We start from the raw sequence: 22,252 nt of genomic DNA on the forward strand, positions 1-22,252 counted from the left end.
CCTGGCCGCCAAGACCGAAGCGGGCCGCCGGTTTCGGCCGCGTTGACGCCGGGTGGTCAGGCGGTCCACCATGGCGGCGGTCCGGTTGCGGTCCGGTTGCGGTCCGGTCCGCGCATGGTTGGGATGGCCCATGAAAGAGCATGAGATCGAGGCGGCCTGGCAAGGCCTGGCCTCCTGCGAGCGGTGCCAGATCCGCGATCTCGTCCTGTTCGCCGATCTGGCGGGCGAGGATTTCGGGGTCATCCATCTGCCCATCGAGGATCTGTGGCTGCCACCCGGCGCGCCGCTCTATCAGCCGGATCAGGCGGCCACCCATATCCACACGGTGCGAGAAGGTCTGTTCAAGCTGGAACAGTACCTGCCCGACGGCAACCGCCGCATCGTCAGCCTGTTGCGCCAGGGCGACGTGGCGGGGCTGGAGGCCATCGTCGCCGACCGCTACGAGCATGCGGCGGTGGCGTTGCAGGCCTCCAAGGTCTGTCGCATTCCCAAGGATGTGGTGGCGCGGCTGTCACCCAAGCTGAACCGGCAATTGATGAATAAGTGGCACGAGGCGGTGCGGCGTTCCCATGAATGCACCCGCGAACTGTCCACCGGCAGCGCCCGCCAGCGCCTGGCCCGGCTGTTCGGCCTGCTGGCGCCGCCTCTGGTGCCGCGCTGCCGCCTGTTCGGGCGGGAGGATGTGGGCGCCCTGCTCGGCATCACCACCGAGACCGCCAGCCGGGTGGTGGCCGAGTTCAAACGGAGCAGCATCATCACCGAGGTCGCGCCCAATCTGTTCGAGCGCGACCTGGCCGCCCTGGAGCGCATCGCCGCCGAGGGGTGATCAGCGTTCCGGCCCGGCGAACAGGCTTTCGCTCACCACCCGTCCCTGGGGGCCGTCGAGGACGAAGCGCAGCGGCACCGCCTTGGCGGCGACCGAGGCGGACGGCGCCGACACGAAGAGCTGGAAGCTGCCGACGCTGTCGCGGGCGACGTCCAGATCCACCGTCTCGCCGCCCTTGCCGCCGCCGACCACGTCCATGCTGGCCCCGGCCAGGCCGTCCAGCGTCAGGCGATAGGTCCGGCCTTCCGACGACATGTTCAGCACCTTGTAGACATAGCCGTTGCGGATGGAGCCGTCCGACATCTGCACGAATAGCGGCGAACGCTCGTGCAACACGTTGACGGTGGTGTCGGGGCGCGACACCAGACGGACCAGCATGACCGAGGCCACCGCCAGCAGAATGCCGCCATAGATCAATGTGCGCGGCCGGATCAGCCGCAGCCGGGTGGCAAGCCCCTGGCCACGTGCCGCCAGATTGGCGGAAGAGTCATAGGACACCAGCCCGCGCGGCAGGCCGAAGCGGTCCATCACCGCGTTGCAGGCGTCGATGCACAAGCCGCAGCCAATGCAGGCCAACTGGTTGCCGTCGCGGATATCGATGCCGGTGGGGCAGACCTGGACGCAGGCGCGGCAGTCGACGCAATGGCCGCGCCCCTGGAAGTCGCGGTTGGCGGGGGCGGGAGCGCGGGCCTCGCCGCGCCAGGCCTCGTAGGAGATGATCAGGGAATGCTCGTCGAACATGGCCGACTGGAAGCGGCCATAGGGGCACATATAGATGCAGACCTGTTCGCGGGCGTAACCGGCCAACAGGAAGCAGAACCCACCCACCACGGCGATGGCGCCATAGGTGGCGGTGCTGGCCTGGCCGGTGAAGATCTCGCGCAGCATCTGGAAGGCGTCGCCGAAATACAGGGTGAAGCTGATGCCGCAGGCCGCCGAGATGGACAGCCAGACCAGGTTGACCAGCGCCTTCCGGGCGATCTTATTGGCGCCCAGGGGCTTCTTGTCGAAGGCGATGCGGGCGTTGCGGTCGCCGATCACCAGACGCTCCACCGCCACGAACAGATCGGTGTAGACCGTCTGCCAGCACAGGAAGCCGCACCAGATGCGCCCGGCCAGGGCGGTCATCAGGAACAGCGAAATGGCGGCGATGAACAGCAGGCCGGTCAGGTAGTAGACCTCTTGCGGCCAGATCTCGATGAAGAAGAAATAGGCCCGCCGTCCGGCCATGTCGGCCAGGATGGCCTGATCCGGCGCCCCCGGCCCCCGGTCCCAGCGGATCAGCGGCGCCAGATGCCAATAGGCCAGCAGCAGGGCCGTGGCCGCCCATTTCAGAGTGCGGAAGGTGCCCGATACCTTGCGGGGATGCACCTTCTGGGTGGCGACGTAGGCCGCCGAGGATTTACACTCGGCGACGGGGGACGGGTCGATGGCGGACATGGGTCATCCTTGGCGATAGTGGTGTTCAGCGCTTCTTGACCAGCATGAAGGCCAGCAGCCCGAAGCTGATGACCAGGATCGAAACCAGGCCGCCCAGGGCGATATAGGCATCGGTGTCGAGATGCATGAAAAGGACTCCTTGAATGGCCGATATGCCAAGTCTCGGAGCCTACGGAAGCCCATGGGGCGGCCGCATTGACAATTCGCAGTGCAGGCTGAAAAGAGTCTCAAGGTGCCAGGTGGTGATAGGCCGGGCGGGTGGCGATGCGGCTGTCCTCGACGGCGCCGCCCACGGTGAAGTGATAGAGCGACTGCCACTCCTCGGAACCGGCCGCCAGCCCCAGCAGGGCATGGACCTCGTCGTCGTGATAGCAGCCGATGCCGGTGCCCGCCACCCCGGCGGCGGTGGCTTCCAGATAGAGGACCTGGCCGATCATCCCCGCCTCCCAGAACAGGCGGCGATAGGCCCAGGCGCCCTCCTCGGCCAGGGTGCGGGCGAAATCGGCCAGCATGCCCAGGCTGAAGGCGCCGTTGCCCGCGATGGACTGCTGGCAGGACAGATGCGCCGCCGCCCAGCGGATATCGCCATCTCGCAGCCGGAACAGCGGCAGCGGGCAGGATTCCACCGCGTCCCAGGCGAAGCCGGACTCGCAGGCGGCGGGCAGGCGGTCCGCCGCCTGCGGGTCGCGGATCAGGGCGTAGAGGCCGGGGCTCAGCCCCTCGACCCGATGGACGAACAGGGCCAGGGCGCCGATACGTGGCGCCCAGGGGAAAGCCCGCCACGGCACCGCCTCGGCATCCGGCAAGGTGGCGGCCAGCATCCGGAAGAAGGCGTCGCGGCCCAGCCCGGTCTTGTTGTCCATGCGCTGGGCGCTGCGGCGGCGGCGGATGATGTCGCCCGCCGGTTCGCCACTGCCGAGAAGGCTGCCGAAGCGCAGGGGCGGCGCGACAATCGGGGCGGCATCGGGGCGATGGGCGCAGGCCAGGGCCTCGCCGATCACCGGCCAGCTTTCATGAATGTCGCCCAGCCGGTTGGCGGCGCCGAACCAGTGCCCCTCGACCGGTTCCAGCACCGGTTCCGCCAGCGCCAGGGGCGAGACCACGCAGATCAGGTCGGGATGCTCGGGCTCCTCGGGGTGATGGGCATCGGCGCGGTCCAGTCCCAGCAGATGGGCAAGGCGATCGTCGCCCGGTCCGGCCAGGGCGCGCACCCGCCAGCCCAGGCAGGCCCCGGCATAACTCGCCGCCGCCAGGGCGTGCCCGGCGTCATGCTGGCAATAGCGCAAGGCCCGTTCGCCGTATTTCCAGGCCTCGCGCCAGGGAATGGCCGACAGCGCCAGCAGGAAGGTGCCCTCGGGCAGGGGAGCGGGCAGGCGCTCCAGGCGGCAGCGTTCCTCCAGGGCATGGTGATAGGGGGCGTAGTGGTAGAGCGCCGGTGCCTCGCCGATACAATCCAGGGCGGGCAGCACCACCCAGCCCTCGGTGGGGTGCAGATTGCCGCTGCTGGGATTGTTGCGCAGCGCCCAACTGGCGCCGCCCGCCTCCTTCCAGGCCGACAGGCCCAGCGCCAGTTCCAGGAACAGCCCCAGCGCCAGTTCCAGGAACAGCCCCAGCGACCCGGCGTCCAGCGGCGCGGGCGGAGTCTCGGCCAGGGCGGCGAAGGCGGGGGTCGGGCGCTCGGGCGACAGCGGCAGCGCCACCCGGCGCGCCCCGTCGAAGCGGCGGAAAGGGTCGGGCTGGCTGTCCCAGTCCAGATATCCAGGGCCAAGGGCGTAGCGATCGGCGGCGTGCTTGGTGCGGCGGTGATAGGCGGTGATCCGGCGGATGGCATTTTCGGGCATAAACATCTTCTCCGCTGCCGATCTGGCTCCTATATTGGAATGATCGCAAAGAAACTCCAAGGGAAAGGACCGCGGATCATGGATCGCCCCCTCGCCGACCTCGCCGGGGAACGGCTGGTTCGCAAGGCGCCGAACCAGATTCTGGCGCTCGAAGCGGGCGACCAGACCTATATCCGCGACAGTCTGGCGGCCATCGAGGCGGCCTATGGGGTGGCGGCCCTGCCCGACATTCCCATCCAGCTGATGCCGGGCCGCACCCTGATGCGGCTGCTGGTGGATTTGCGCGCCACGCTGCGCCCGGCCAATGACGAGCAGCGCGAGGCCTGGGGCCGTCTGGCCGGGGCCATCCTGATCCTGGATACCGCCTGCGCCTTCGCCAACGAGCATCTGCTGGCGCAGCAGCGCCGCCGTCAGGCCGAGGAACTGGACCCGGACTGAGTCAGTCCAACGGCCGCAATGCCTGACCTTTGGTCGGCATTGCGGCGCCCTCATGCGCCGGGCGGGTTTCTCCGAAACCCTTGGCTTCGCCGCACGGGCGGCGCGGCCGCGCTTGCGGCCGTCCAGCGGTCGAAACATTCGACCGCTGGTATCAGTTCCTCTTGCCCGGCCAGCAGCCGATCTTGTGGCGGGCCGCCTCCTGGCAATAGGCTTCCACCGCCTCGGGTGATCCCACCGCCAGCAGGCGGTGCCAGGTGCCGCGCTCGCCCATGCGGACGCTGATGATTTCCCGCTCCAGCCCCTTGGGGCGCAGCCGCAGCCAGTCCTTCTCGGCATCGGCCAGCACCCGATAGGACCCGATCTGCACCTTGGCCACGGCCGGGGGATCGATGAAGGGCGGCACCACTTCGACCGGGACCGCCACATCCTTGGGAACCGCCGGTTCGGCGGCGACCGGAGCCGGAGCGGGTGCCGGTTCGGCGGTCTGGCGCTCCAGCTCCACCTTGGCGGGGGGCAGGCCGGCGGCGGCGGCCTTGCCCAGCCAGTGCAGGCCCAGGGTCCGGTCGGGGGGCAGGGTGTTGCCGCCCTTGAGATAGAGCATGCCCAGATTGTACTGGGCCGAGATCACCCCGGCATCGGCCGCCACCTGATACAAATCCCGCGCCTTGGCGGCGTCCTGCTCCACCCCCAGGCCCTGGCGGTAGAGATGGCCCAGATTGCGGGCGGCCTCGGCGTCGCCGAAGCGGGCGGCGCGCTCCCAGCGGTTGGCGGCCTCGGGGTAGAAGCCTTCGTGGAAGGCGGCGAGCCCGTCATAGAACAGGCCGTCTCGCACGGTCTGCATGCCGTCCTTGCGCTCGGCGCAGGCGCCCAGCAGGGCCAGGGCGGCGATCAGGGCCATGCTCCTGGCGCAATGGCCCATGATTTTGGTCGTCGCAGGGAATCGGATCGGCATGCGTGTATCACTCGGGAGGAGCCGCTGGAGCAGTCGCGGCGGGAATAAACTTTCGGTTATGTGGTTCCTCTCACAGTGCCTCGCCGCCCGGTCCGATACGATAACCGTCATGGTCCGATACGATCGTGCCTGCGAAATGGAACGCCACATGAGAATAGACCTTACAGATTGGGCGGCCCTGCTGGAAGCCCTGGACGGCATCCGGGCCACGCCCCCGGCCCTGCCGCCGCTGCCAAAGGCCTGGATCAAGCTTGCCGCTCCGGCGCCCCGTCCAGGCAAGGCCACGGCTCGGCGCCGGACCGCGTCCCGTCATTCCCGCACGGGCGGGGCGATGCCCCTGTCCCAATAGGGTTCAGGTCCGAAACTCTCGGCCAGATGGTCGACGAAGGCGCGGACCTTGGGTGACAGATGCCGTGAATGGGGATAGACCGCGTTCAGGGTGGCGCCCTGGGGGACGAAGCCCTCCAGCACCGGCACCAGTCGTCCCGCCCGGATATCGTCGCCCATGAAGAAGCTGGGCAGCAGCACGACGCCCAGCCCGGACAGCGCCATCACCCGCAGCACATCGCCATTATCGGCATGGAAGCGTCCGCTGACCGCCACATCGACGCTTCGGCCGTCCTCGGCGGCGAAGCGCCATTCCGCCGTCATGGACAGGCCATGGGTCAGGCAATCATGCCCGGCCAGGTCCTGGGGCTGGTGGGGGACGCCCTTGCGGGCCAGATAGGCGGGCGCCGCCGCCGCCATGACCCGGATGGGGGCCAGCCGCCTCGCGATCAGCGAGGAATCCGCCAGCCGCCCGATGCGCACCGCCAGGTCCCAACCCTCCTCCACCAGATCCACATGACGGTCGGTCATGTTCATGTCCAGCTCGATTTCGGGATAGCGCTCGAGGAAGGCGGGCAGCACCCCGGCCAGATGGCCGATGCCGAAGGATAGCGGCGCGCTGACCCTGAGGCGGCCCCGGGGCACCGCCTGCAACCGGCTGACCTGGAGATTGGCCTCTTCCAGATCGGCCAGGATGCGCTGGCAGCGTTCCAGATAGGCTCGCCCGGCTTCGGTGGGCGACAGCGAGCGGGTGGTCCGGTGCAGCAGCCGCACCCCCAGATCGGCCTCCAGCGCCGAGACCTGGCGGCTGAGCATGGACTTGGACAGGCCCAGCCGACGCGCCGCTTCCGAGAAGCTGCCGGTTTCGGCCACCTTGACGAAGGCTTGCAGGCAATCGAAGCGGGGCGTCATTGATCCTGATCCCTCAACAATCCGTTGCCTCGATCATGCATTGTTGATCGGCGCGGCAGAAGACAAAATCGGGGGGATGAAGGAGCCTTCCCATGGACATCGCCACCCTGTTCGTTTCCCACGGATCGCCCATGATGGTGCTGGACGAGACCCCGGCCCGGGACTTCCTCAAGGGGCTCGGCGGCCGGATCGGCAAGCCCCGGGCGGTGCTGGCGGTCTCTGCCCATTGGCAGACCCTGGAACCCGCCCTGGGCTTCGCCGCCTGGCCCGACAAGATCAACGATATTTACGGCTTTCCCCCCGAACTCTATCAGATGCGCTACGAGCCGCCGGGAGCGCCGGAGGTGGCGGCGCGGGCCGCCGATCTGCTGGGCGAGCCGGTGCGCCGCGATCCCGGCGCCGGCATCGACCATGCCATCTGGTCGGTGATGAGCCTGATCTGGCCCGATGCCGATGTTCCGGTGGTGCCGTTGTCGGTCCTGCGTGGACCTGGCGCCCGCGAGCATTGGGAGCTTGGCCGCCGCCTGCGACCGCTGGTCGCCGAGGGGGTGCTGGTCATGGGCACCGGCGCCGCCACCCACGGTCTGGAGGATTATTTCCGCCGCCCGGCGGGCGGCCCGGTGGAGCCCCATGTCCAGGAATTCACCGACTGGCTGGCCAGGACGGCCGAGGCCGGTCTGACCGAGTCGCTGCTCAATTACCGCCGCCTCGCCCCCGAGGCCGGGCGCAACCATCCCACCGAGGACCATCTGATGCCGTTCTTCGTCGCCCTGGGCGCGGCATCGGGTGGGAAGGCGCGACGGCTGCATCACAGCGTGGATTCCGGGATTCTGGCCATGGATGCCTATGGTTTTCCATAACCCCAATGCACATGTTCTCAGCATCGGAGGCCTCGTGCTAAGTAGCGAGGCATCAAGACCAATGGGGGGCGTGGGGCATGGCCTATCTGGAATGGACCGAAAATCTGAGCGTCGGCGTCAAGCGCATGGACGATCACCACAAGAAGCTGGTGGACCTGATCAACATGCTGTTCGACGCCATGAGCGGCGACGCCACCCGGGCGGTGGATACCGTGCTCAGTGATCTGCTGGACTATACCCGCTATCACTTCGGCGAGGAGGAGAAGCTGCTGGCCGCCTGCGGCTATCCCGACCTGGAGGAGCACCAGGGGGTGCATCGCGGCATGGTCAAGGAGGTGCTGGACATGCGCCAGCGCTATCTGGACAACCCGGTCAGCGTGTCGCCCAACGAAGCGCTGGATTTCCTGTCCAAATGGCTGATGCGCCACATCATCGGCAAGGACCTGCGCTATCGCTCCTATGCCGAGGGGCAGCCCGATCCCGGGGCCTGATCAGCGTTCGCCGGGCTCGTAGAGCTGGCGGATGATGAACAGCGGCCGCCCCTTGACCTCGTCGAACACCCGGCCGAGATAGTCGCCGATGATGCCCAGCGTCAGCAGTTGCACGCCGCCCAGGAACAGCACCGACATCAGGATGGATTCGTAGCCCGGTACGTCGACGCCCCAGATCATGGTGCGGATCAGGCGGGCGACGATGTAGAGGAAGGCCAGGGTGGAGATGGCGGCGCCGACCCAGCTCCACACCTTCAGCGGGAAGTTGGAGAACGAGGTCAGGCCGTCGAAGGCGAAGCGCAGCAGCTTGATGGCGTTGAACTTGGTGGTTCCAGCGGCTCGCTCGCCCTGGCGGTAGACGATCTCGGCCTCGCGATAGCCCACCCAGGCGAAGATGCCCTTCATGAAGCGGGAGCGTTCCGGCATGCGGTTGATGGTGTCCACCACCTTGCGGTCCATCAGGCGGAAATCGCCGACCTCGCGCGGCAGCCGTACCTCGGACAGGTGGTCGAACACCCAGTAGAAGCCCTTGGCGAACAGCTTTTCCGACAGCTTCTGGCCGGTGCGGGCATCGCGCCGGGCGAACACCACCTCGGCGCCGTCGCGCCACTTGACCAGCATGTCGGCGATGGCCTCGGGCGGGTGTTGCAGATCGGCGTCCATGGGCACCACCGCCCGGCCGCGCGAATGGAACAGCCCCGCCGACAGCGCCTTTTCCTTGCCGAAATTGCGCGACAGGTCGATCACCCGCAGGCGAGGCTCGGCCTTCTGCATCTCCAGCAGCCGCTCCAGGGTGTTGTCCTTGGAACCGTCATTGATGGTGACCACCTCGAATGTGACGCCCAGGGCCTCCAGCGCCGGGATCAGCCGGGCGAACAGCAGCGGCACGTTCTCCCCCTCGTTGTAGCAGGGGATGATGACGGACAGGTCGGGCGTCACTGGGGTCTCGGTCATGATCGGTCCAGGATAGCTCAAGGAAACACCTCGGGAAAGGTTGCCATCAAGGCGCAGTCCAGGTCTTCCAGGGTGGGCGTCAGGCCCAGGTCCCACAGCGAGGTCACGCCGTGCTCGCGGATGCCGCAGGGCACGATGCCCTCGAAATGGGACAGGTCGGGGTCGACATTGATGCTGATGCCGTGGAAGGTCACCCAGTGGCGCACCCGCACCCCGATGGCGGCGATCTTGTCCTCGCGTCCGTTGCCGCGATCGACCCAGATGCCGACCCGCCCCGCGCGGCGCTCGCCCTTGATTACGAAGCGCTCCAGGGTCCGGATCACCCAGTCCTCCAAGGCGCAGACATAGGCGCGAACATCGGGGCCGCGTCGCTTGAGGTCGAGCAGGACATAGGCTACCCGCTGGCCGGGGCCGTGATAGGTGTACTGGCCGCCGCGCCCGGTCTGGAACACCGGGAAACGGTCGGGATCCACCAGATCACGGGGATCGGCGCTGGTGCCCGCCGTATAGAGCGGGGGATGCTCCAGCAGCCAGACCAGTTCGGGCGCGGTGCCCGCGCGGATGGCGGCGACCCGGGCCTCCATCTCGGCCACGGCGGTGGGATAGTCCACCGGCTGGTCGGAAATTCGCCACTCGACGGGGACAGGCATGGAGACTCCGATTGATTCGACGGATGCGATTTGGTATTCCCCTGTCTCCCCGTTGGCAAGTCCCAACCGGGAGACCGGTTCGCGGCCATGGCGGAATTGGTAGACGCGCAAGCTTGAGGTGCTTGTGGGGTAACTCCCGTGGAAGTTCGAGTCTTCTTGGCCGCACCACCTGTAATGACCAAGGCCCGCCGGATCACCTCCGGCGGGCCTTGTCGTTGAGGCCGGGGCGCGCAATTTTGATACCCATGATTATTTTGGTGGTAATACCTCCAACCCCGTGAAAAGCCTGTGGTTTTCCGATAATAGGGTCATGCGGCGCTTTTCGCGCGGCCGCGACTCGGGTATGGTGTCCGCCCTTATGTGAAATATTGTTGCCCGAGGTTGCCTCCATGAGCATGTCCGACGAGCTGCGCGACGCGGCGCTGGAATACCATCGCCTTCCCACCCCCGGTAAGATCAGTGTCACGCCGACCAAGCCGCTGGCCACCCAGCGCGATCTGGCGCTGGCCTATTCGCCGGGCGTGGCCGCCGCCTGCGAGTTGATCGTCGCCGATCCGGATTCGGCGGTGGATGTCACCGCCCGGGGCAATCTGGTGGCGGTGGTGACCAATGGCACCGCCGTGCTGGGGCTCGGCCCCATCGGGCCGCTGGCCGCCAAGCCGGTGATGGAGGGCAAGGGCGTCCTGTTCAAGAAGTTCGCCGGCATCGACGTGTTCGACATGGAACTGGCGGAGCTGGACCCCGACCGGCTGGTGGACATCATCGCCGCCATGGAGCCCACCTTCGGCGCCATCAATCTGGAAGACATCAAGGCGCCCGAGTGTTTCGAGGTCGAGCGCAAGCTGCAGGACCGGGTCAAGATTCCGGTGATGCATGACGACCAGCACGGCACCGCCATCGTGGTGGGCGCCGCCATGGTCAACGCGCTGCGCGTGGTGGGCAAGAATATCGGCGACGTCAAGCTGGTGGCTTCGGGCGCCGGTGCCGCCGCCCTGGCCTGTCTCAACCTGCTGGTCAAGCTGGGCGTGAAGCGCGAGAACGTCTGGGTCACCGACATCAAGGGTCTGGTCTATGAGGGCCGCACCGAGCTAATGGACGAGTACAAGGCCATCTATGCCAAGCAGACCGACATGCGCGTCCTGGCCGAGGTGATCGAGGGCGCCGATATCTTCCTCGGTCTGTCGGCGCCCCGCGTGCTGACCGCCGAAATGGTGGACAAGATGGCGCCAAAGCCCATCGTCTTCGCCCTGGCCAATCCCACCCCGGAAATCCTGCCCGACGAGGTCAAGTCGGTGCGTCCCGATGCCATCATCGCCACCGGCCGCTCGGATTATCCCAACCAGGTCAACAACGTCCTGGTGTTCCCCTATATCTTCCGTGGCGCCCTGGATGTGGGCGCCACCAAGATCAATGACGAGATGAAGCTGGCCTGCGTCTACGCCATCGCCGGGCTGGCCATGGCCGAGTCCGACGAACGGGTGCGCGCCGCCTATGGCACCGCGCCGCTGACCTTCGGGCCGGAATACCTGATTCCCAAGCCGTTCGATTCCCGCCTGATCATCAAGATCGCTCCGGCGGTGGCCCGCGCCGCCATGGAATCCGGAGTGGCGCGCCGCCCCATCATCGATTTCGACGCCTATCTCGACCAGTTGAACCAGTTCGTCTTCCGCTCGGGCCTGGTGATGAAGCCGGTGTTCGACCGGGCGCGCCAGGACCAGCGCCGCATCGTCTATACCGAGGGCGAGGGGCGCCGGGTGCTGCACGCGGTGCAGACCGTGGTGGACGAGGGGCTGGCGCGGCCGATCCTGATCGGTCGGCGCGAAGTGGTGGAAAAGCGTATCCACGACCTCGACCTCCGCCTCCAGATCGGCGAGCATTTCGACCTGTGCGATCCGGAAGACGATCCTCGTTTCAACGAGTATTCCAAGCTCTACCACTCCATCATGGAGCGGGCGGGGGTCAGCCCGGAATACGCCCGCACGGTGGTGCGGACCCGCAATACGGTGATCGGCTCGCTGATGGTCAAGCGCAAGGAGGCCGACGGCCTGGTCTGCGGCACCATCGGCCGCTACGACAAGCATCTGTCGCACATTCTCAACATCATCGGCACCCGTGACGGCGTCAAGGTTCCGGCGGCCATGAACCTGCTGATCATGCCGGCCGGCACCTTCTTCATCTGCGACACCTATGTCACCCCCGATCCGACGCCGGAACAGATCTGCGACATGGCGCTGCTGGCCTCGGAGGAGGTGCGGCGCTTCGGCATCGAGCCCAAGGTGGCCTTCCTGTCCCACTCCAATTTCGGCGCCCGGCAGTCGGCCTCGGCCATCCGCCAGCGCGAAGCCCTGGCCCTGCTGCGCGAACGCGCCCCCTATCTGGAGGCCGAGGGCGAGATGCACGGCGACGCCGCCCTGGACGAGGACATCCGCGCCCGCATCTTCCCAAATTCCAAGCTGAAGGGCGCCGCCAACCTGCTGATCATGCCGACCCTGGATGCCGCCAATATCTCGTTCAACCTGCTGAAGGTGGCGGGCGACGCCCTGTCGGTGGGGCCGATCCTGATGGGCGTGGCCCAGCCCGCCCATATCCTCACGCCGTCGGCCACGGTGCGCAATATCGTCAACATCACCGCCCTGGCGGCGGTGGAAGCCCAGATGAAGCGGTAACAGGCCGTCTCAGTGCGCCGATACCCGGCCCGCCCGGATATCGGCGCGCATCAGGTCGATGGCGGCATCCACATAGGCGGCGGGAAAGCGGACGCCGCGATCCCGTTCCATGGCCTCGAAGATCCAGTCCTCGCCCCGTTCCTGGTGATAGGAGCGGCGCGACGCCATGGCGTGGCTGGCATCGGCCACCGCCACCGCCAGGGATTCATCCATGATGGCGCCGTCGCGAAGGCCATCGGGATAGCCGGACCCATCCAGGCGTTCATGATGCTGCCGGATGACGGTGGCCAGCGGCCCGGCGAAATCGATCTCGCGCAGGATCTCGAAGCCCAGTCTGGGGTGTTCCTTGACCACGGCGTATTCGGCGGCGGTCAGCCGCCCGGGTCGCATCAGGATGGAGCGGGGAATGCCGATCTTGCCGACGTCGTGCAGCAATCCGCCCGCCGTGATCAGCCGGACCGAGGCAGAGGAAAAGCGCAGCCGGCGGGCGAGGCGGGCGGCGAAGCGCAAGGTGCCGCGCTGATGCCCGGCGGTGTGGGGGTCGGCCCGCTCCACCGCCAGGGCGAAGGCCCGGACCACGCCCAGGAAGGTCCGGCCGGGCAAGGGGACTGAAAAACCGCTTCCAAGTTCGATCATGGTCGATCCGATCGCGATGGCGCCCGAAGGGCATATGGGATCGGCGGACGAAAATTAAACCGGGTGGAGCGGGAGGATCAGCGATTGGCGCCCGGCGTCCACAGCACGTCGGCGGCGCCGCCCGCATTGGCGGCGCGGGCCAGCACGAACAACAGGTCGGACAGACGGTTGACATAGGCCACCGCCACCGGATTGACCGGCTCGCGCCCGGCCAGGGCGGTGATCAGGCGCTCGGCCCGACGCACCACGGTGCGGGCATGGTGCAGATGGGCGGCCAGCGGCGTTCCGGCGGGCAGGATGAAGGATTCCAGCGGTGCCAGTTTGGCATTGGCGGCGTCGATCTCGGCCTCCAGCCGGTCCACCTGGGACTGGACCACCCGCAGGCGGGTGCCGGGCTGCTCGTCCCCGGCGGGCGGCGTGCACAGATCGGCGCCCAGGTCGAACAGGTCGTTCTGGATACGCGCCAGGATGGCGTGCTCGCCCGCCTCTGCGTGCAGACGGGCCAGGCCCAGCACGGCATTGGCCTCGTCGACGGTGCCGTAGGCCTCGACCCGCAGCGCATGCTTGTCGACGCGGGCGCCGTCCCCCAGAGAGGTCTTGCCCTTGTCGCCTGTCCGGGTATAGATGCGCGTCAGCCTGACCATGATGCGTCCCCAAGTCGTGATCCGCGAGGTTTATGACACGAGGGGCGGCGAAAGCTCTATACTCTCGTGCGTGCCCCCTGATTTCGGCCGGAACCGACCATGCGCCTGTCCCCTCTGCTCAGCGGCTATATCGCGCGCCAGTTCGCCTCGGCGTTCGGCGGCGTTCTGCTGGTGATCCTGGGGATCATCCTGCTGTTCGACCTGATCGAGCTGATCCGCCGGGCGGCGGGCAAGGCCGAGCTGGGGGCCGGGCTGATCTTTGTGCTGGCGCTGCTGAAGCTGCCGCAGATGCTGCACACCGTGCTGCCCTTCGCCATGATGATCGGAGCCATGATCTGCTTCTGGCGCCTGACCCGGTCGCATGAACTGGTGGTGGCCCGCTCGGCCGGAATATCGGCCTGGCAGTTCATCGCGCCGGTCCTGGCGGTGTCGTCGGTGTTCGGAATCTTCGAGATCACCGCCTTCAATCCCCTGGCCGCCAGCATGTACGGCCGCTACGAGCGGCTGCAGGACGAGTTGATCAACGCCAAGTCCTCGGCCTTCGACCTGTCGGAGGTGGGGTTGTGGCTGCGCGAGCCCCACGACCAGGGCGAAATGGTGGTGCATTCCCAGGATGTGCGTCAGGAAGGGCTGACCCTGTTCCTCAAGGATGCCCAGTTCTTCATCTATGACCGGCCGGACCGTTTCGCCCGGCGCATCAGCGCCGAGACCGCCACCCTGGTGGACGGGGTGTTCGAGGTGCATGGCGCCTGGGTGATGGAAGGCGGGCGGCCGTCCAGTTTCGTCCAGGCCATGCGCATCAACACCCAGCTGACCCTGGACCGTATCCACGACAATTTCGCCGCGCCGGAAACCCTGTCCTTCTGGCAATTGCCGGGCTTCATCCGCTTTTTCGAGCGGGCGGGCTTCACCGCCGCCAAGCATCGCCTGTATCTCCAGTCCCTGCTGGCCTCGCCGGTGCTGTATTGCGGCATGGTGCTGCTGGCGGCGGTCTTCTCGCTCAAGCCCAACAACCGGTCCGGCGGGCTGGGGACGCGGGTGGCGGCGGGCGTGGCCACCGGCTTCGCCGTCTACTTCTTCTCCAAGGTGGTCTACGCCTTCGGCCTGTCCTCGACCCTGCCCCAGGCCATGGCCGCCTGGACCCCGGCGGTCTTTGCCGGGCTGGTGGGCATGGCGGGGCTGTTCCATCTGGAGGATGGCTGAACATGGACCTGTTGGGATCGGTGGAGCGCCACCCCTGGCGGTGGTCTCTGGCCCTGTTCCTGCCGCTGGTTCTGTTTCCCCAGATCGATATCGCCCTGTCGGGAATGTTCTTCGACCCGGTGCGAAAGATCTTTCTGTTGCGCACCCACCCCCTGGGCGAGTTCGTGCGCAAGGTCCTGCCCGGCATCCTGTTCGCCCTGGCGGCGGCGGCGGCGGCATTGGGGGCTTTCGCGGCCTGGCGGGGGCGCGCCTTGTTGGGGATGGACGGGCGCCGGTCGCTCTATCTAGTAGCCAGCCTGGCCCTGGGGCCGGGGCTGGTGGTCAATGTGCTGCTGAAGGATTTCTGGGGGCGCCCCCGGCCCAGCACCATCGCCGAGTTCTCGGGACCGTTCCAGTATGTTCGGGCCCTCATTCCGTCCGACCAGTGCCCCGATAACTGCTCCTTTCCCTCGGGTCATGCCGCGCTGGGTTTCTGGATGGTGGCGTTCGCCCTGCTGGCGTCCCCGGCGTGGCGGCGTCCGGCCCTGCGCGCCGCCCTGGGATTCGGGGTGCTGGTGGGGGGGGTGCGCATCGCCCAGGGGGGGCATTTTCTGTCCGATGTGATCGCATCAGGCATCATCGTCAGCGGTCTGTGCCTCTGGTTGCACCGGGTAATTATTGTGCAAAGCAGCATGACATTTTGGAAAAATAATCGTCATGAAGGCAGTGAATCTCCGTAAGACCCTAGCGGCAGCGCCCTTTCTCGGGTAATGATATCCGTTCAGACCGATCTGGGCATACAGAGCCGGGGCGGAATGCCTTCGCGTCAGTGCGGGGGACTTTAGTTTACTTATCGACGAGAACGACACATGGCATGGAACCGAGATAATCATGGCAGCCGCTCCCGGGATCGCGGGCGGCGGGACGACTTCGGAGAGCCGGCGTACGAGCCGCCGCGCAGCAGCTCTCCCCGCTCTGCCGGACCCAGCTCCTTCGACCGTCAGATGGTCAGTCAGGCGAACGTCAGCGCCACTGTAAAGTGGTTCAATGCCTCAAAGGGCTTCGGCTTCGTCGCCCCGTCCGATGGCTCGCCGGATGCCTTCCTGCACATTTCGGCGCTGGAACGCGCCGGTCTGTCCCAGGTTGCCGAGGGAACCACCCTGGTGGTGGACCTGGGCCAAGGCCAGCGCGGCCCGCAGGTGGTGACGGTGCACGAGGTGGATGCCTCCACCGCCGTGGCGCGCGCCCCGCGTCGCGAGGAACGCGGCCCGACCCAGACCGTGGAAGGCGTGGTCAAGTTCTTCTCCGCCGAGAAGGGCTTCGGCTTCGTCGCTTGCGACGAGGGCGGCAAGGACGTGTTCGTTCATGTGAAGGCCCTGGAGCGCTCGGGTATCGGCGCCCTGGAATCCGGCCAGCGCGTGCGCGTCACGACTACGCTGGGCCTCAAGGGTCCGCAGGCGGATACGGTCGAAGTCATCGCCTGAGTCTTCTAACCGGCCTCTCCCCAGGAGAGGCCGGTTTTCATTTTCCCAGCCTACGTTCCCCGTGATGGGGCGGCGGAGGGAGATTGCGCGCTACGCCGTGACGCTCTCCCGGTCTGACCTATCCGAAGGTATGGATTGACCCAAATCCTGCATTCTGGTACCACAATACCCATTACTGCTTTGTCTCCCTGAGATTGGGCGGGACGCGGTGAAAGCCGGGTCCCGCCACTTTTTTGCCTGCTCTCAATCAGGCTCAACCGCATGCGCTGACAGTCCCTGTCGCCTGTGCTAGCTTCCGCCCGATCAGGGAGGAACCCAAGGACTTGAGCAGATCACGATCCAATGCGGCGGTAACATGGGCTGAGACCATGGCGCTGTGGCTGTTGCCCGCGCTGTTCGTGGCCTCGCTGTTCGCCATGCGCGATGCCAGCCTGCCGTTCTGGCAGGCCTTCAACCTGGACCCCGACTATTATTATCTGCTGAACGGTCTGCGGCTGGTCGAGGGCCTGTCCCCCACCGATGTCAGCCATCCCGGCACCCCCATCCAGGTGCTGATCGCGGCGGTGATCCGGGCGCTGCATCCCCTCGATCCTATGGAGCGGGTGGTGGATGCGGTTCTGGCCGATCCGGAAGGCCATCTGATGGCGGCGACCACGGTCATCTTCCTGCTGGTGGGGGCGTCACTGTGGCTGATGGGCCGCGAGGCCTTCCGCTGGGGCGGCCTGGCTCCCGCCCTGCTGGCGCAGTCCTCGCCGTTTCTGGCCCGCATCATCGTCAAGATGGCGCTGCATCCCAAGCCCGAGCCCTTCATGGTCATCGCCGCCGCCCTGCTGGTGGCGGTGGGGTTCGCCGCGCTGCGGGCCGAGCGCTGCCGCGATGGTCATGCCGTGTTGGCCGGGCTGGTGATGGGGTTCGGCATCTGCTGCAAGATTCACTTCATGGCCCTGGGCGTGTTGCCGCTGTTCCTGTTCGACCGTCGCCGGGTGGTGGTCTATGCCGGGGTCACGTTGCTGTCCTTCGGGCTGTTCTTCGCCCCCGCCCTGGGCTCGCTGGATATCTGGCTGGACTGGCTGCACCGGGTATTCCTGGGCGCCGGGGCCTATGGCGACGGGCCGCAGACGGTGATCGAGCCGGGAAAGTATGTCCGCGCCATCTGGCGGTTGTTTTCCGCCAAATGGTTCTATACCGGTGCCGTCATCCTGTCGCTGTCGCTGCTGCTGGTACATGGCCTGGCCTTGCGCTCCGGTCGCGCCGCGCCTGACCGGCGGACCCGGTTGCTGCTGGGGCTGGTGGCGGCCGCCTTCGCCACCCATGTGCTGATCGCCAAGCAGCCCGCGCCCCACTACATGGTGCCCGCCCTGATGCTGACCGGCCCCATGCTGGCGCTGCTGTGGGCCATCAGCCGGGAGAGCGTGCCGGAGCGGCTGTGGCGCCCCGCCTGGGCCGTGTTGGGGGTGGTGCTGGTGGTGGCGGGGGGCAATGCCCAATGGCGCCAGCGCACCGAATTGGCCCAATGGAGTCGTGATACCCAGGCCTTCGTCATGGAGGAGCGGTTCGCCGCCTGCGCCCGGGTCTATTTCGATGCCGCTTCGGCCAAGTCCTTCGCCTTCCAAAGGGGCGACATGAACGCCCTGGCCCGCTATTCGCCCAGGCTGGAAAAGCTGTTTCCCGCCGAGGAATACAGCTGGTTCATCTTCGACCATACCTGGTGGAAGCAGAGCCTGATGCGCTGGAACAAGCCGGTGGAGCTGGACGCCATCCTGGCGGCGCATCCTTGCACGGTGTTTCGCGGCAATCAGTATCAGCGGTTCAGGGACCTGAACCACACCATGCGATTCGACGACTCCTGCCCGGTGGGCGAGGAGATGATCTTCACCCTGGGCGTGACCTGCGACGGGCAGCCGGTGGGACGATGAACAAGGATGGGACCGGGGCCATGAATATGGGCAAGACGTGGGAAAAGGCGGGTTGGACCCTTGCGGCGCTGGCTTGGGCGAATGTGGTGACGGTCGCCGTCCTCTACATGCTCTATCCCGGCTATATCGACCATGGCGAGCCCGCCATCTCGGCCATGATCTGGAAGATGCTGGGTGGCGCCAAGGCCTACTATCCGCTGGAGTCCGCCGAGCGCATCACCAATATCTACGGCCCCGTCGCCTATCTCTGGCATATGTGGCCGCTGGCCCTGTTCGGCGGTTCCATCACCGCCAGCAAAGTGGCCGCCTGCCTGGGCGCGGTGCTGATGACCCCGGCCCTGTTCCTGCTGGCCCGCAAGGCCGGTCCGGTGGCGGGCTGGACGCTGGCCTTCCTGACCGGCATCTACACCATCGTCATCGCCTTTCCGGTGGTGATCCGCCCTGACGCCATCTTGTTCCTGCTGATCGCCTTCGCGGTCTTCGCGGTGGCCCGCGCCGGGGATTGGCGCTGGAAGGCCAGCCTGATCCTGGGCCTGGCCGCCGGTCTGGCGGTCAACATCAAGTTGCATGCCGCCATCTATCTGCTGCCGGTGGGGCTGTACCACCTGGCGGCGGGAAACTGGCGCCACCTGCCCATGATGGCGGTGGCCGCCATGGCGGCCGCCGTGGCCTTCTTCCTGCTGCCCACCTTCCCCCTGATGGATTATCTGGCCTGGCTGGGCCCCATCTCGGCCAAGGAAAACAACTGGATGCTGGGCTGGTACTGGGAGGTGGCGCTGTATTACTTCCCCTTCCTGTTCCTGGCCCTGGGACGGCGCCGTCCCCTGGATCTGGCCGAGAAGATTTATCTGGGCGCCTATGGCCTGTGCATCCTGGTGACCCTGTTCCCCGCCACCAAGGTGGGCGGTGGCAGTCATTACTTCCTGCCTTTCCTGCCCCTGGCCGCCGATCTGATCCGCCGCCTGTCGGCCGATTCCCCCAATGGGCGCCAGAAGATCGCGGTGACGGTCTTCGCCCTGTTCGCCCTGGCGGGATCGTTCCAGGCCGAGCGGCGCTTCTTCAAGAAGCTGGAATGGGCCAAGTCGCGGGAGGTGGTGGCCGAGATCTCCGCCGTGCTGGACAGGTACAAGGACAAGCGGGTGCAGATGACGGTGGGCCGGGTGGACACCGATCTGGGAACCCAGCTCTCCTATCATTACTATTCCTGGCGCAATCTGCCGGTGTTCAGGGGCAATCCCTATACCATGGACGCCGGAATCATGATGGAACTGACCAAGCTGGGAGTGCCGTTCCCGGACGAGGCCATCCGCCGCATCGAGACCTGCCATACCCAGGTCTGGCTGGTGCCCAAGGATGGCGAGCCCATGAACCTGACCGGCTATTATAACCAGCAGGTCTTCCCCGAGGCGGCTCGCGCCGCTTTCTTTGCCCACCACACCAAGGTGAGCAGCGGGGCCTTCTACGATATCTGGGAATGTCGCCCCTGATCCCTGTCCAGGCGGGTCACGCCATCATGAATTGCGGGCCGGTGCGGCGGCGCAGGCGATGGATCATGGCCAGGGTCCGGCGCGCCATTTCGACGGTGATCGGGGAATAGCGCTCGGGATTTTCAACCACGATCAGGGCCTCGCCCTCGATCTGGTCCAAGGCGTCATCGTCCAAGTCCTTATGGTCATCCTCGGCCGTAGCCTGCAATCCGAACATGGCGGCCCCCTCCCGTCTAATAGGATAGGGTGTATCATGCGAAGGGGTAGTTTTCTACTTCTTTAGGGTAAGTTAATTCGAAGGCGCGGGGCGAATTATTACCTTCGTAGGAGCTTTTCCACGGATACAGGGTCCAGTCTGACCTCCTGCCAGGACATGCCCCAATGGAGGTGGGCACCGGTGGCGAGACCGCTGGCGCCGATGGCGCCGATGGGCTGGCCGCGAATGACCCGTTGGCCCGCCGTCACCGCGATGGCGGACAGATGGGCGTAGCTGGACATCAGTCCCAGCCCATGGTCGATCATCACCGTCCGGCCGGTCAGGAACAGGTCGGGAGCCGCCAGCACCACCACGCCATCGGCGGCGGCCCGCACCGGGCTGCCCGTCGGCCCGGCGATGTCCAGGCCGGAATGGGGCGCGCCGGGATTGCCGTTGTAGAAGCGCTGGCTGCCGAACACGCCCGAGACGATGCCGGTGGCGGGCCGCTCCAGGCCCGACAGGAATTGGGCGAGGGGGGTGGGGCGGCCGCGCAAGTCGCGCATCATCTGGCTTTCGGCCTTGATGCGGGCGACAGCGACCGGGTCGGGCTCGGCCTTGTCGCGGGGCAGGCCTTCGACCTTCTGGACCGGCCAGTCGCGGCGCGCCACCACCAGGAGTCTCTCTTCCGTCGCCGGGGTGCCCTCGATGACCAAACGGGCGGCTTCGGCGGCGTCGCGGCCGAAGCCCAGCAGGAACAGGCCGTCAGCGGCCACCGGCACATCCCGGCCGTCGAGGCTGACCCGGGCACCGGGCGAGGTCTGGCCCAGGACCAGCCCGCCCTGCTCCGGTGATCCGGTCAGGACCGTCTGGGCCTGGAGGGGAAGCGACAGGGACAGCAGCGCGATTGCCAGGGCGATGGTTCTATTTCGGCGCCCACATGATGGAGGCATCGCCCTCTTCCTTGTTGCACAATTCAGTGATGATGGCCGACGACACCCGGGTCGGCGTGACGCCGTTGACCGAGAGCAGGCCCTTCCTGACCAGGCGCATGCCCGAGGCGGCGCAGATGCGTGGCGGCACTCCGGCGGCGGTGACCACCGGCATGCCGCCCATGGAGATCACCTTCAACTCGCCGCCGAACATGTGGTTTGGCGGCGCGTTGCCTTCCACCGCCTTGACGATCTGTTCGACGAATTTCTCGGTATCGCCGGAATCCGTCACCTGGGCATCCTGGCCGATCCACCAGCCGATGCCGCCCGCCAGCACCAGCACCCCGGCCACCGCCGCGACGATGCGGGCGACGCGGTTGTTCGAGGCTTCCTCGGGATCGGGGCGATGGATGGGCTTGGTCTTGGGCTTGGGGCTAGGATGGGACGCGGCGGGCGGGTGGGCCGCTTCCTGCAGGTGGCGGGGCAGGCGCTTTTCCTTGGCGGCTTGCAAGGCCTTGACGCAGGCCCGGGCCGCTCCGCGCATTTCCTCGCGGATGGATTCGGGTGAATGGCTGGGTTTGACCTCGGCCACCGCCGCCTTGATCTGGCGGATCAATTCATCGAGCAATTCGCTGTCGGCGGGGCGCCGCAACATCAGCGCCAGGGCCAGCAGGGAGATTTCCTCCAGCTTGGCGACATCGCGCACGGTCGGTATCTTCCGGACGATGGCCTGGAAGAGAGCGTCCTGCTCCTCGCTCGTCATTGGCTTTTGCACAGGGTATATCCCATCGACCCAGGCTGCCCGGTCCCTGGATATGCTATCTCCGAGCAGTTAACGAGCCGTTAGCTTCGGTCCTTTTGCTCCCCCATGGGAAATCTGCTAAGAACCCGTGGTTCAATCCTTTTCAAGGTTCGCCATGTCCGTTCTTGTGCCCGTGTCGTGGGGCGAAATCATCGACAAGATCACCATTCTCGAAATCAAGGCCGAGCGTCTGGCCGATGCCGCCAAGCTGGCCAATGTCACCAAGGAACTGAACGAGCTGGTGGCGGTGCGCGAGCGGGAATTCCCCGCCCATGCCGGTCTCGCCGCCCTGTCGGCCGAGTTGAAGGCCATCAACGAGAAGCTGTGGGTGATCGAGGATGATATCCGCGACTGCGAGCGCGCCAAGGATTTCGGCGCCAAGTTCATCGAACTGGCCCGCGCGGTCTATGTCACCAATGACGAGCGCGCGGCGGTCAAGCGCAAGGTCAACGACCTGCTGGGCTCGGCCCTGGTGGAAGAGAAGTCCTACGCGCCGTATTGACGCGCCAGCCCGGTTCCCATGTCCGGGCGGCATGCAACGGGCCGATACCGTTTGGTGTTTGAATTGACCTGTCATCCCGACGACCGAGGGGAGGAGGGATCCCATCCTGACCAGGCG

General features: G+C 66.6%; 23 protein-coding genes and 1 tRNA gene. 13 read left to right on the forward strand and 11 right to left on the reverse strand.

Annotated elements, in window-relative coordinates:
- Positions 1-130: 130 nt before the first annotated feature.
- The gene (locus A6A04_RS06180; RefSeq protein WP_068490972.1) at positions 131-826 is read left to right on the forward strand and encodes a Crp/Fnr family transcriptional regulator; all 696 of its coding nucleotides are present in this window, start codon (positions 131-133) and stop codon (positions 824-826) included.
- On the opposite strand, the gene ccoG is transcribed toward A6A04_RS06180, so the two are convergent.
- Together ccoG and A6A04_RS06190 are read right to left on the reverse strand one after the other, a co-directional pair.
- Complete coding sequence (gene ccoG, locus A6A04_RS06185) at positions 827-2,266, reverse strand: cytochrome c oxidase accessory protein CcoG (protein ID WP_068490975.1); 1,440 nt, start codon at positions 2,264-2,266, stop codon at positions 827-829. It abuts the gene before it with no gap.
- Between the two features lie 227 nt (positions 2,267-2,493).
- A complete protein-coding gene (locus A6A04_RS06190) occupies positions 2,494-4,107 on the reverse strand; it encodes a SagB/ThcOx family dehydrogenase (RefSeq protein ID WP_068490977.1) in 1,614 nt (537 codons plus the stop codon).
- A gap of 78 nt (positions 4,108-4,185) precedes the next feature.
- Between A6A04_RS06190 and A6A04_RS06195 the strand changes: the two genes are divergently transcribed.
- Entirely contained in the window at positions 4,186-4,545 is a 360-nt protein-coding gene (locus A6A04_RS06195) for a hypothetical protein (protein WP_068490979.1), read from the forward strand.
- A gap of 151 nt (positions 4,546-4,696) precedes the next feature.
- On the opposite strand, the gene A6A04_RS06200 is transcribed toward A6A04_RS06195, so the two are convergent.
- Positions 4,697-5,443 carry an SPOR domain-containing protein gene (locus A6A04_RS06200; RefSeq protein WP_245651095.1) on the reverse strand — a complete coding sequence of 249 codons (747 nt, stop codon included), beginning with the start codon at positions 5,441-5,443 and terminating at the stop codon, positions 4,697-4,699.
- Between the two features lie 202 nt (positions 5,444-5,645).
- On the opposite strand from A6A04_RS06200, the gene A6A04_RS06205 reads away from it, so the two are divergent.
- Positions 5,646-5,846, forward strand: a complete 201-nt coding sequence (locus A6A04_RS06205) for a hypothetical protein (protein ID WP_156612495.1) — start codon at positions 5,646-5,648, stop codon at positions 5,844-5,846.
- On the opposite strand, the gene A6A04_RS06210 is transcribed toward A6A04_RS06205, so the two are convergent.
- Positions 5,807-6,736, reverse strand: a complete 930-nt coding sequence (locus A6A04_RS06210) for a LysR family transcriptional regulator (RefSeq protein ID WP_068490983.1) — start codon at positions 6,734-6,736, stop codon at positions 5,807-5,809. The two genes, A6A04_RS06205 and A6A04_RS06210, sit on opposite strands and share 40 nt — an antisense overlap.
- Positions 6,737-6,828: 92 nt before the next feature.
- On the opposite strand from A6A04_RS06210, the gene A6A04_RS06215 reads away from it, so the two are divergent.
- Positions 6,829-7,596 (forward strand): DODA-type extradiol aromatic ring-opening family dioxygenase, encoded by a 768-nt coding sequence (locus tag A6A04_RS06215; protein WP_068490985.1) that lies wholly within the window; start codon positions 6,829-6,831, stop codon positions 7,594-7,596.
- Between the two features lie 77 nt (positions 7,597-7,673).
- Positions 7,674-8,087 carry a bacteriohemerythrin gene (locus A6A04_RS06220; RefSeq protein WP_068490987.1) on the forward strand — a complete coding sequence of 138 codons (414 nt, stop codon included), beginning with the start codon at positions 7,674-7,676 and terminating at the stop codon, positions 8,085-8,087.
- Here the strand turns inward: A6A04_RS06220 and A6A04_RS06225 are convergent, their stop codons facing one another.
- Together A6A04_RS06225 and lipB are read right to left on the reverse strand one after the other, a co-directional pair.
- A complete protein-coding gene (locus A6A04_RS06225) occupies positions 8,088-9,041 on the reverse strand; it encodes a glycosyltransferase family 2 protein (protein ID WP_068490989.1) in 954 nt (317 codons plus the stop codon).
- Positions 9,042-9,058: 17 nt separating this feature from the next.
- Entirely contained in the window at positions 9,059-9,691 is a 633-nt protein-coding gene (gene lipB, locus A6A04_RS06230; protein ID WP_068491392.1) for a lipoyl(octanoyl) transferase LipB, read from the reverse strand.
- 81 nt (positions 9,692-9,772) lie between these two features.
- Between lipB and A6A04_RS06235 the strand changes: the two genes are divergently transcribed.
- Together A6A04_RS06235 and A6A04_RS06240 are read left to right on the forward strand one after the other, a co-directional pair.
- Positions 9,773-9,859: transfer RNA gene (locus A6A04_RS06235), tRNA-Leu, on the forward strand.
- 227 nt (positions 9,860-10,086) lie between these two features.
- Entirely contained in the window at positions 10,087-12,357 is a 2,271-nt protein-coding gene (locus A6A04_RS06240) for an NADP-dependent malic enzyme (protein ID WP_068490991.1), read from the forward strand.
- Positions 12,358-12,366: 9 nt separating this feature from the next.
- On the opposite strand, the gene A6A04_RS06245 is transcribed toward A6A04_RS06240, so the two are convergent.
- Together A6A04_RS06245 and A6A04_RS06250 are read right to left on the reverse strand one after the other, a co-directional pair.
- Positions 12,367-12,993, reverse strand: a complete 627-nt coding sequence (locus tag A6A04_RS06245) for an HD-GYP domain-containing protein (protein ID WP_068490993.1) — start codon at positions 12,991-12,993, stop codon at positions 12,367-12,369.
- 77 nt (positions 12,994-13,070) lie between these two features.
- Positions 13,071-13,637, reverse strand: coding sequence for a cob(I)yrinic acid a,c-diamide adenosyltransferase (locus A6A04_RS06250; protein ID WP_068490995.1), 567 nt, complete (start codon positions 13,635-13,637; stop codon positions 13,071-13,073).
- 99 nt (positions 13,638-13,736) lie between these two features.
- On the opposite strand from A6A04_RS06250, the gene lptG reads away from it, so the two are divergent.
- The 5 genes from lptG to A6A04_RS06275 all read left to right on the forward strand — a co-directional run bounded on the left by lptG (position 13,737) and on the right by A6A04_RS06275 (position 19,706).
- Positions 13,737-14,840 carry an LPS export ABC transporter permease LptG gene (lptG, locus tag A6A04_RS06255; RefSeq protein WP_068490997.1) on the forward strand — a complete coding sequence of 368 codons (1,104 nt, stop codon included), beginning with the start codon at positions 13,737-13,739 and terminating at the stop codon, positions 14,838-14,840.
- Positions 14,841-14,842: 2 nt separating this feature from the next.
- Positions 14,843-15,559 carry a phosphatase PAP2 family protein gene (locus A6A04_RS06260; RefSeq protein WP_068490999.1) on the forward strand — a complete coding sequence of 239 codons (717 nt, stop codon included), beginning with the start codon at positions 14,843-14,845 and terminating at the stop codon, positions 15,557-15,559.
- A 129-nt stretch (positions 15,560-15,688) separates the two neighbouring features.
- Positions 15,689-16,303, forward strand: coding sequence for a cold-shock protein (locus A6A04_RS23395; protein ID WP_082914743.1), 615 nt, complete (start codon positions 15,689-15,691; stop codon positions 16,301-16,303).
- Between the two features lie 323 nt (positions 16,304-16,626).
- Positions 16,627-18,219, forward strand: coding sequence for a hypothetical protein (locus tag A6A04_RS06270; RefSeq protein WP_245651096.1), 1,593 nt, complete (start codon positions 16,627-16,629; stop codon positions 18,217-18,219).
- A complete protein-coding gene (locus A6A04_RS06275; RefSeq protein ID WP_082914744.1) occupies positions 18,216-19,706 on the forward strand; it encodes a glycosyltransferase family 39 protein in 1,491 nt (496 codons plus the stop codon). The genes A6A04_RS06270 and A6A04_RS06275 overlap by 4 nt, the downstream gene beginning before the upstream one ends.
- 16 nt (positions 19,707-19,722) lie before the next feature.
- Here the strand turns inward: A6A04_RS06275 and A6A04_RS06280 are convergent, their stop codons facing one another.
- The 3 genes from A6A04_RS06280 to A6A04_RS06290 all read right to left on the reverse strand — a co-directional run bounded on the left by A6A04_RS06280 (position 19,723) and on the right by A6A04_RS06290 (position 21,537).
- Positions 19,723-19,923 carry a hypothetical protein gene (locus A6A04_RS06280; protein WP_068491007.1) on the reverse strand — a complete coding sequence of 67 codons (201 nt, stop codon included), beginning with the start codon at positions 19,921-19,923 and terminating at the stop codon, positions 19,723-19,725.
- A 98-nt stretch (positions 19,924-20,021) separates the two neighbouring features.
- Positions 20,022-20,852, reverse strand: a complete 831-nt coding sequence (locus tag A6A04_RS06285; protein ID WP_068491009.1) for a M23 family metallopeptidase — start codon at positions 20,850-20,852, stop codon at positions 20,022-20,024.
- Positions 20,824-21,537 carry a hypothetical protein gene (locus tag A6A04_RS06290; protein WP_245651097.1) on the reverse strand — a complete coding sequence of 238 codons (714 nt, stop codon included), beginning with the start codon at positions 21,535-21,537 and terminating at the stop codon, positions 20,824-20,826. The genes A6A04_RS06285 and A6A04_RS06290 overlap by 29 nt, the downstream gene beginning before the upstream one ends.
- 211 nt (positions 21,538-21,748) lie before the next feature.
- Here A6A04_RS06290 and A6A04_RS06295 point away from each other — a divergent pair, with 211 nt between their 5' ends.
- On the forward strand, positions 21,749-22,135 hold the full coding sequence (locus A6A04_RS06295; protein ID WP_068491012.1) for a DUF6165 family protein: 387 nt from the start codon (positions 21,749-21,751) through the stop codon (positions 22,133-22,135).
- Positions 22,136-22,252: the final 117 nt, after the last annotated feature.

Source organism: Paramagnetospirillum marisnigri, assembly GCF_001650715.1.
GTDB lineage: Bacteria > Pseudomonadota > Alphaproteobacteria > Rhodospirillales > Magnetospirillaceae > Phaeospirillum > Phaeospirillum marisnigri.

Coding starts and splice junctions, on each gene's coding strand:
- A6A04_RS06280 (WP_068491007.1), bottom strand. CDS start 19,923: ATGTTCGGATTGCAGGCTACGGCCGAGGATGACCATAAGGACTTGGAC.
- A6A04_RS06225 (WP_068490989.1), bottom strand. CDS start 9,041: ATGACCGAGACCCCAGTGACGCCCGACCTGTCCGTCATCATCCCCTGC.
- A6A04_RS06295 (WP_068491012.1), top strand. CDS start 21,749: ATGTCCGTTCTTGTGCCCGTGTCGTGGGGCGAAATCATCGACAAGATC.
- A6A04_RS06215 (WP_068490985.1), top strand. CDS start 6,829: ATGGACATCGCCACCCTGTTCGTTTCCCACGGATCGCCCATGATGGTG.
- A6A04_RS23395 (WP_082914743.1), top strand. CDS start 15,689: ATGGCATGGAACCGAGATAATCATGGCAGCCGCTCCCGGGATCGCGGG.
- lipB (WP_068491392.1), bottom strand. CDS start 9,691: ATGCCTGTCCCCGTCGAGTGGCGAATTTCCGACCAGCCGGTGGACTAT.
- A6A04_RS06220 (WP_068490987.1), top strand. CDS start 7,674: ATGGCCTATCTGGAATGGACCGAAAATCTGAGCGTCGGCGTCAAGCGC.
- A6A04_RS06180 (WP_068490972.1), top strand. CDS start 131: ATGAAAGAGCATGAGATCGAGGCGGCCTGGCAAGGCCTGGCCTCCTGC.
- A6A04_RS06210 (WP_068490983.1), bottom strand. CDS start 6,736: ATGACGCCCCGCTTCGATTGCCTGCAAGCCTTCGTCAAGGTGGCCGAA.
- ccoG (WP_068490975.1), bottom strand. CDS start 2,266: ATGTCCGCCATCGACCCGTCCCCCGTCGCCGAGTGTAAATCCTCGGCG.
- lptG (WP_068490997.1), top strand. CDS start 13,737: ATGCGCCTGTCCCCTCTGCTCAGCGGCTATATCGCGCGCCAGTTCGCC.
- A6A04_RS06190 (WP_068490977.1), bottom strand. CDS start 4,107: ATGCCCGAAAATGCCATCCGCCGGATCACCGCCTATCACCGCCGCACC.
- A6A04_RS06275 (WP_082914744.1), top strand. CDS start 18,216: ATGAACAAGGATGGGACCGGGGCCATGAATATGGGCAAGACGTGGGAA.
- A6A04_RS06285 (WP_068491009.1), bottom strand. CDS start 20,852: ATGCCTCCATCATGTGGGCGCCGAAATAGAACCATCGCCCTGGCAATC.
- A6A04_RS06250 (WP_068490995.1), bottom strand. CDS start 13,637: ATGGTCAGGCTGACGCGCATCTATACCCGGACAGGCGACAAGGGCAAG.
- A6A04_RS06240 (WP_068490991.1), top strand. CDS start 10,087: ATGTCCGACGAGCTGCGCGACGCGGCGCTGGAATACCATCGCCTTCCC.
- A6A04_RS06205 (WP_156612495.1), top strand. CDS start 5,646: ATGAGAATAGACCTTACAGATTGGGCGGCCCTGCTGGAAGCCCTGGAC.
- A6A04_RS06195 (WP_068490979.1), top strand. CDS start 4,186: ATGGATCGCCCCCTCGCCGACCTCGCCGGGGAACGGCTGGTTCGCAAG.
- A6A04_RS06245 (WP_068490993.1), bottom strand. CDS start 12,993: ATGATCGAACTTGGAAGCGGTTTTTCAGTCCCCTTGCCCGGCCGGACC.
- A6A04_RS06200 (WP_245651095.1), bottom strand. CDS start 5,443: ATGGCCCTGATCGCCGCCCTGGCCCTGCTGGGCGCCTGCGCCGAGCGC.
- A6A04_RS06260 (WP_068490999.1), top strand. CDS start 14,843: ATGGACCTGTTGGGATCGGTGGAGCGCCACCCCTGGCGGTGGTCTCTG.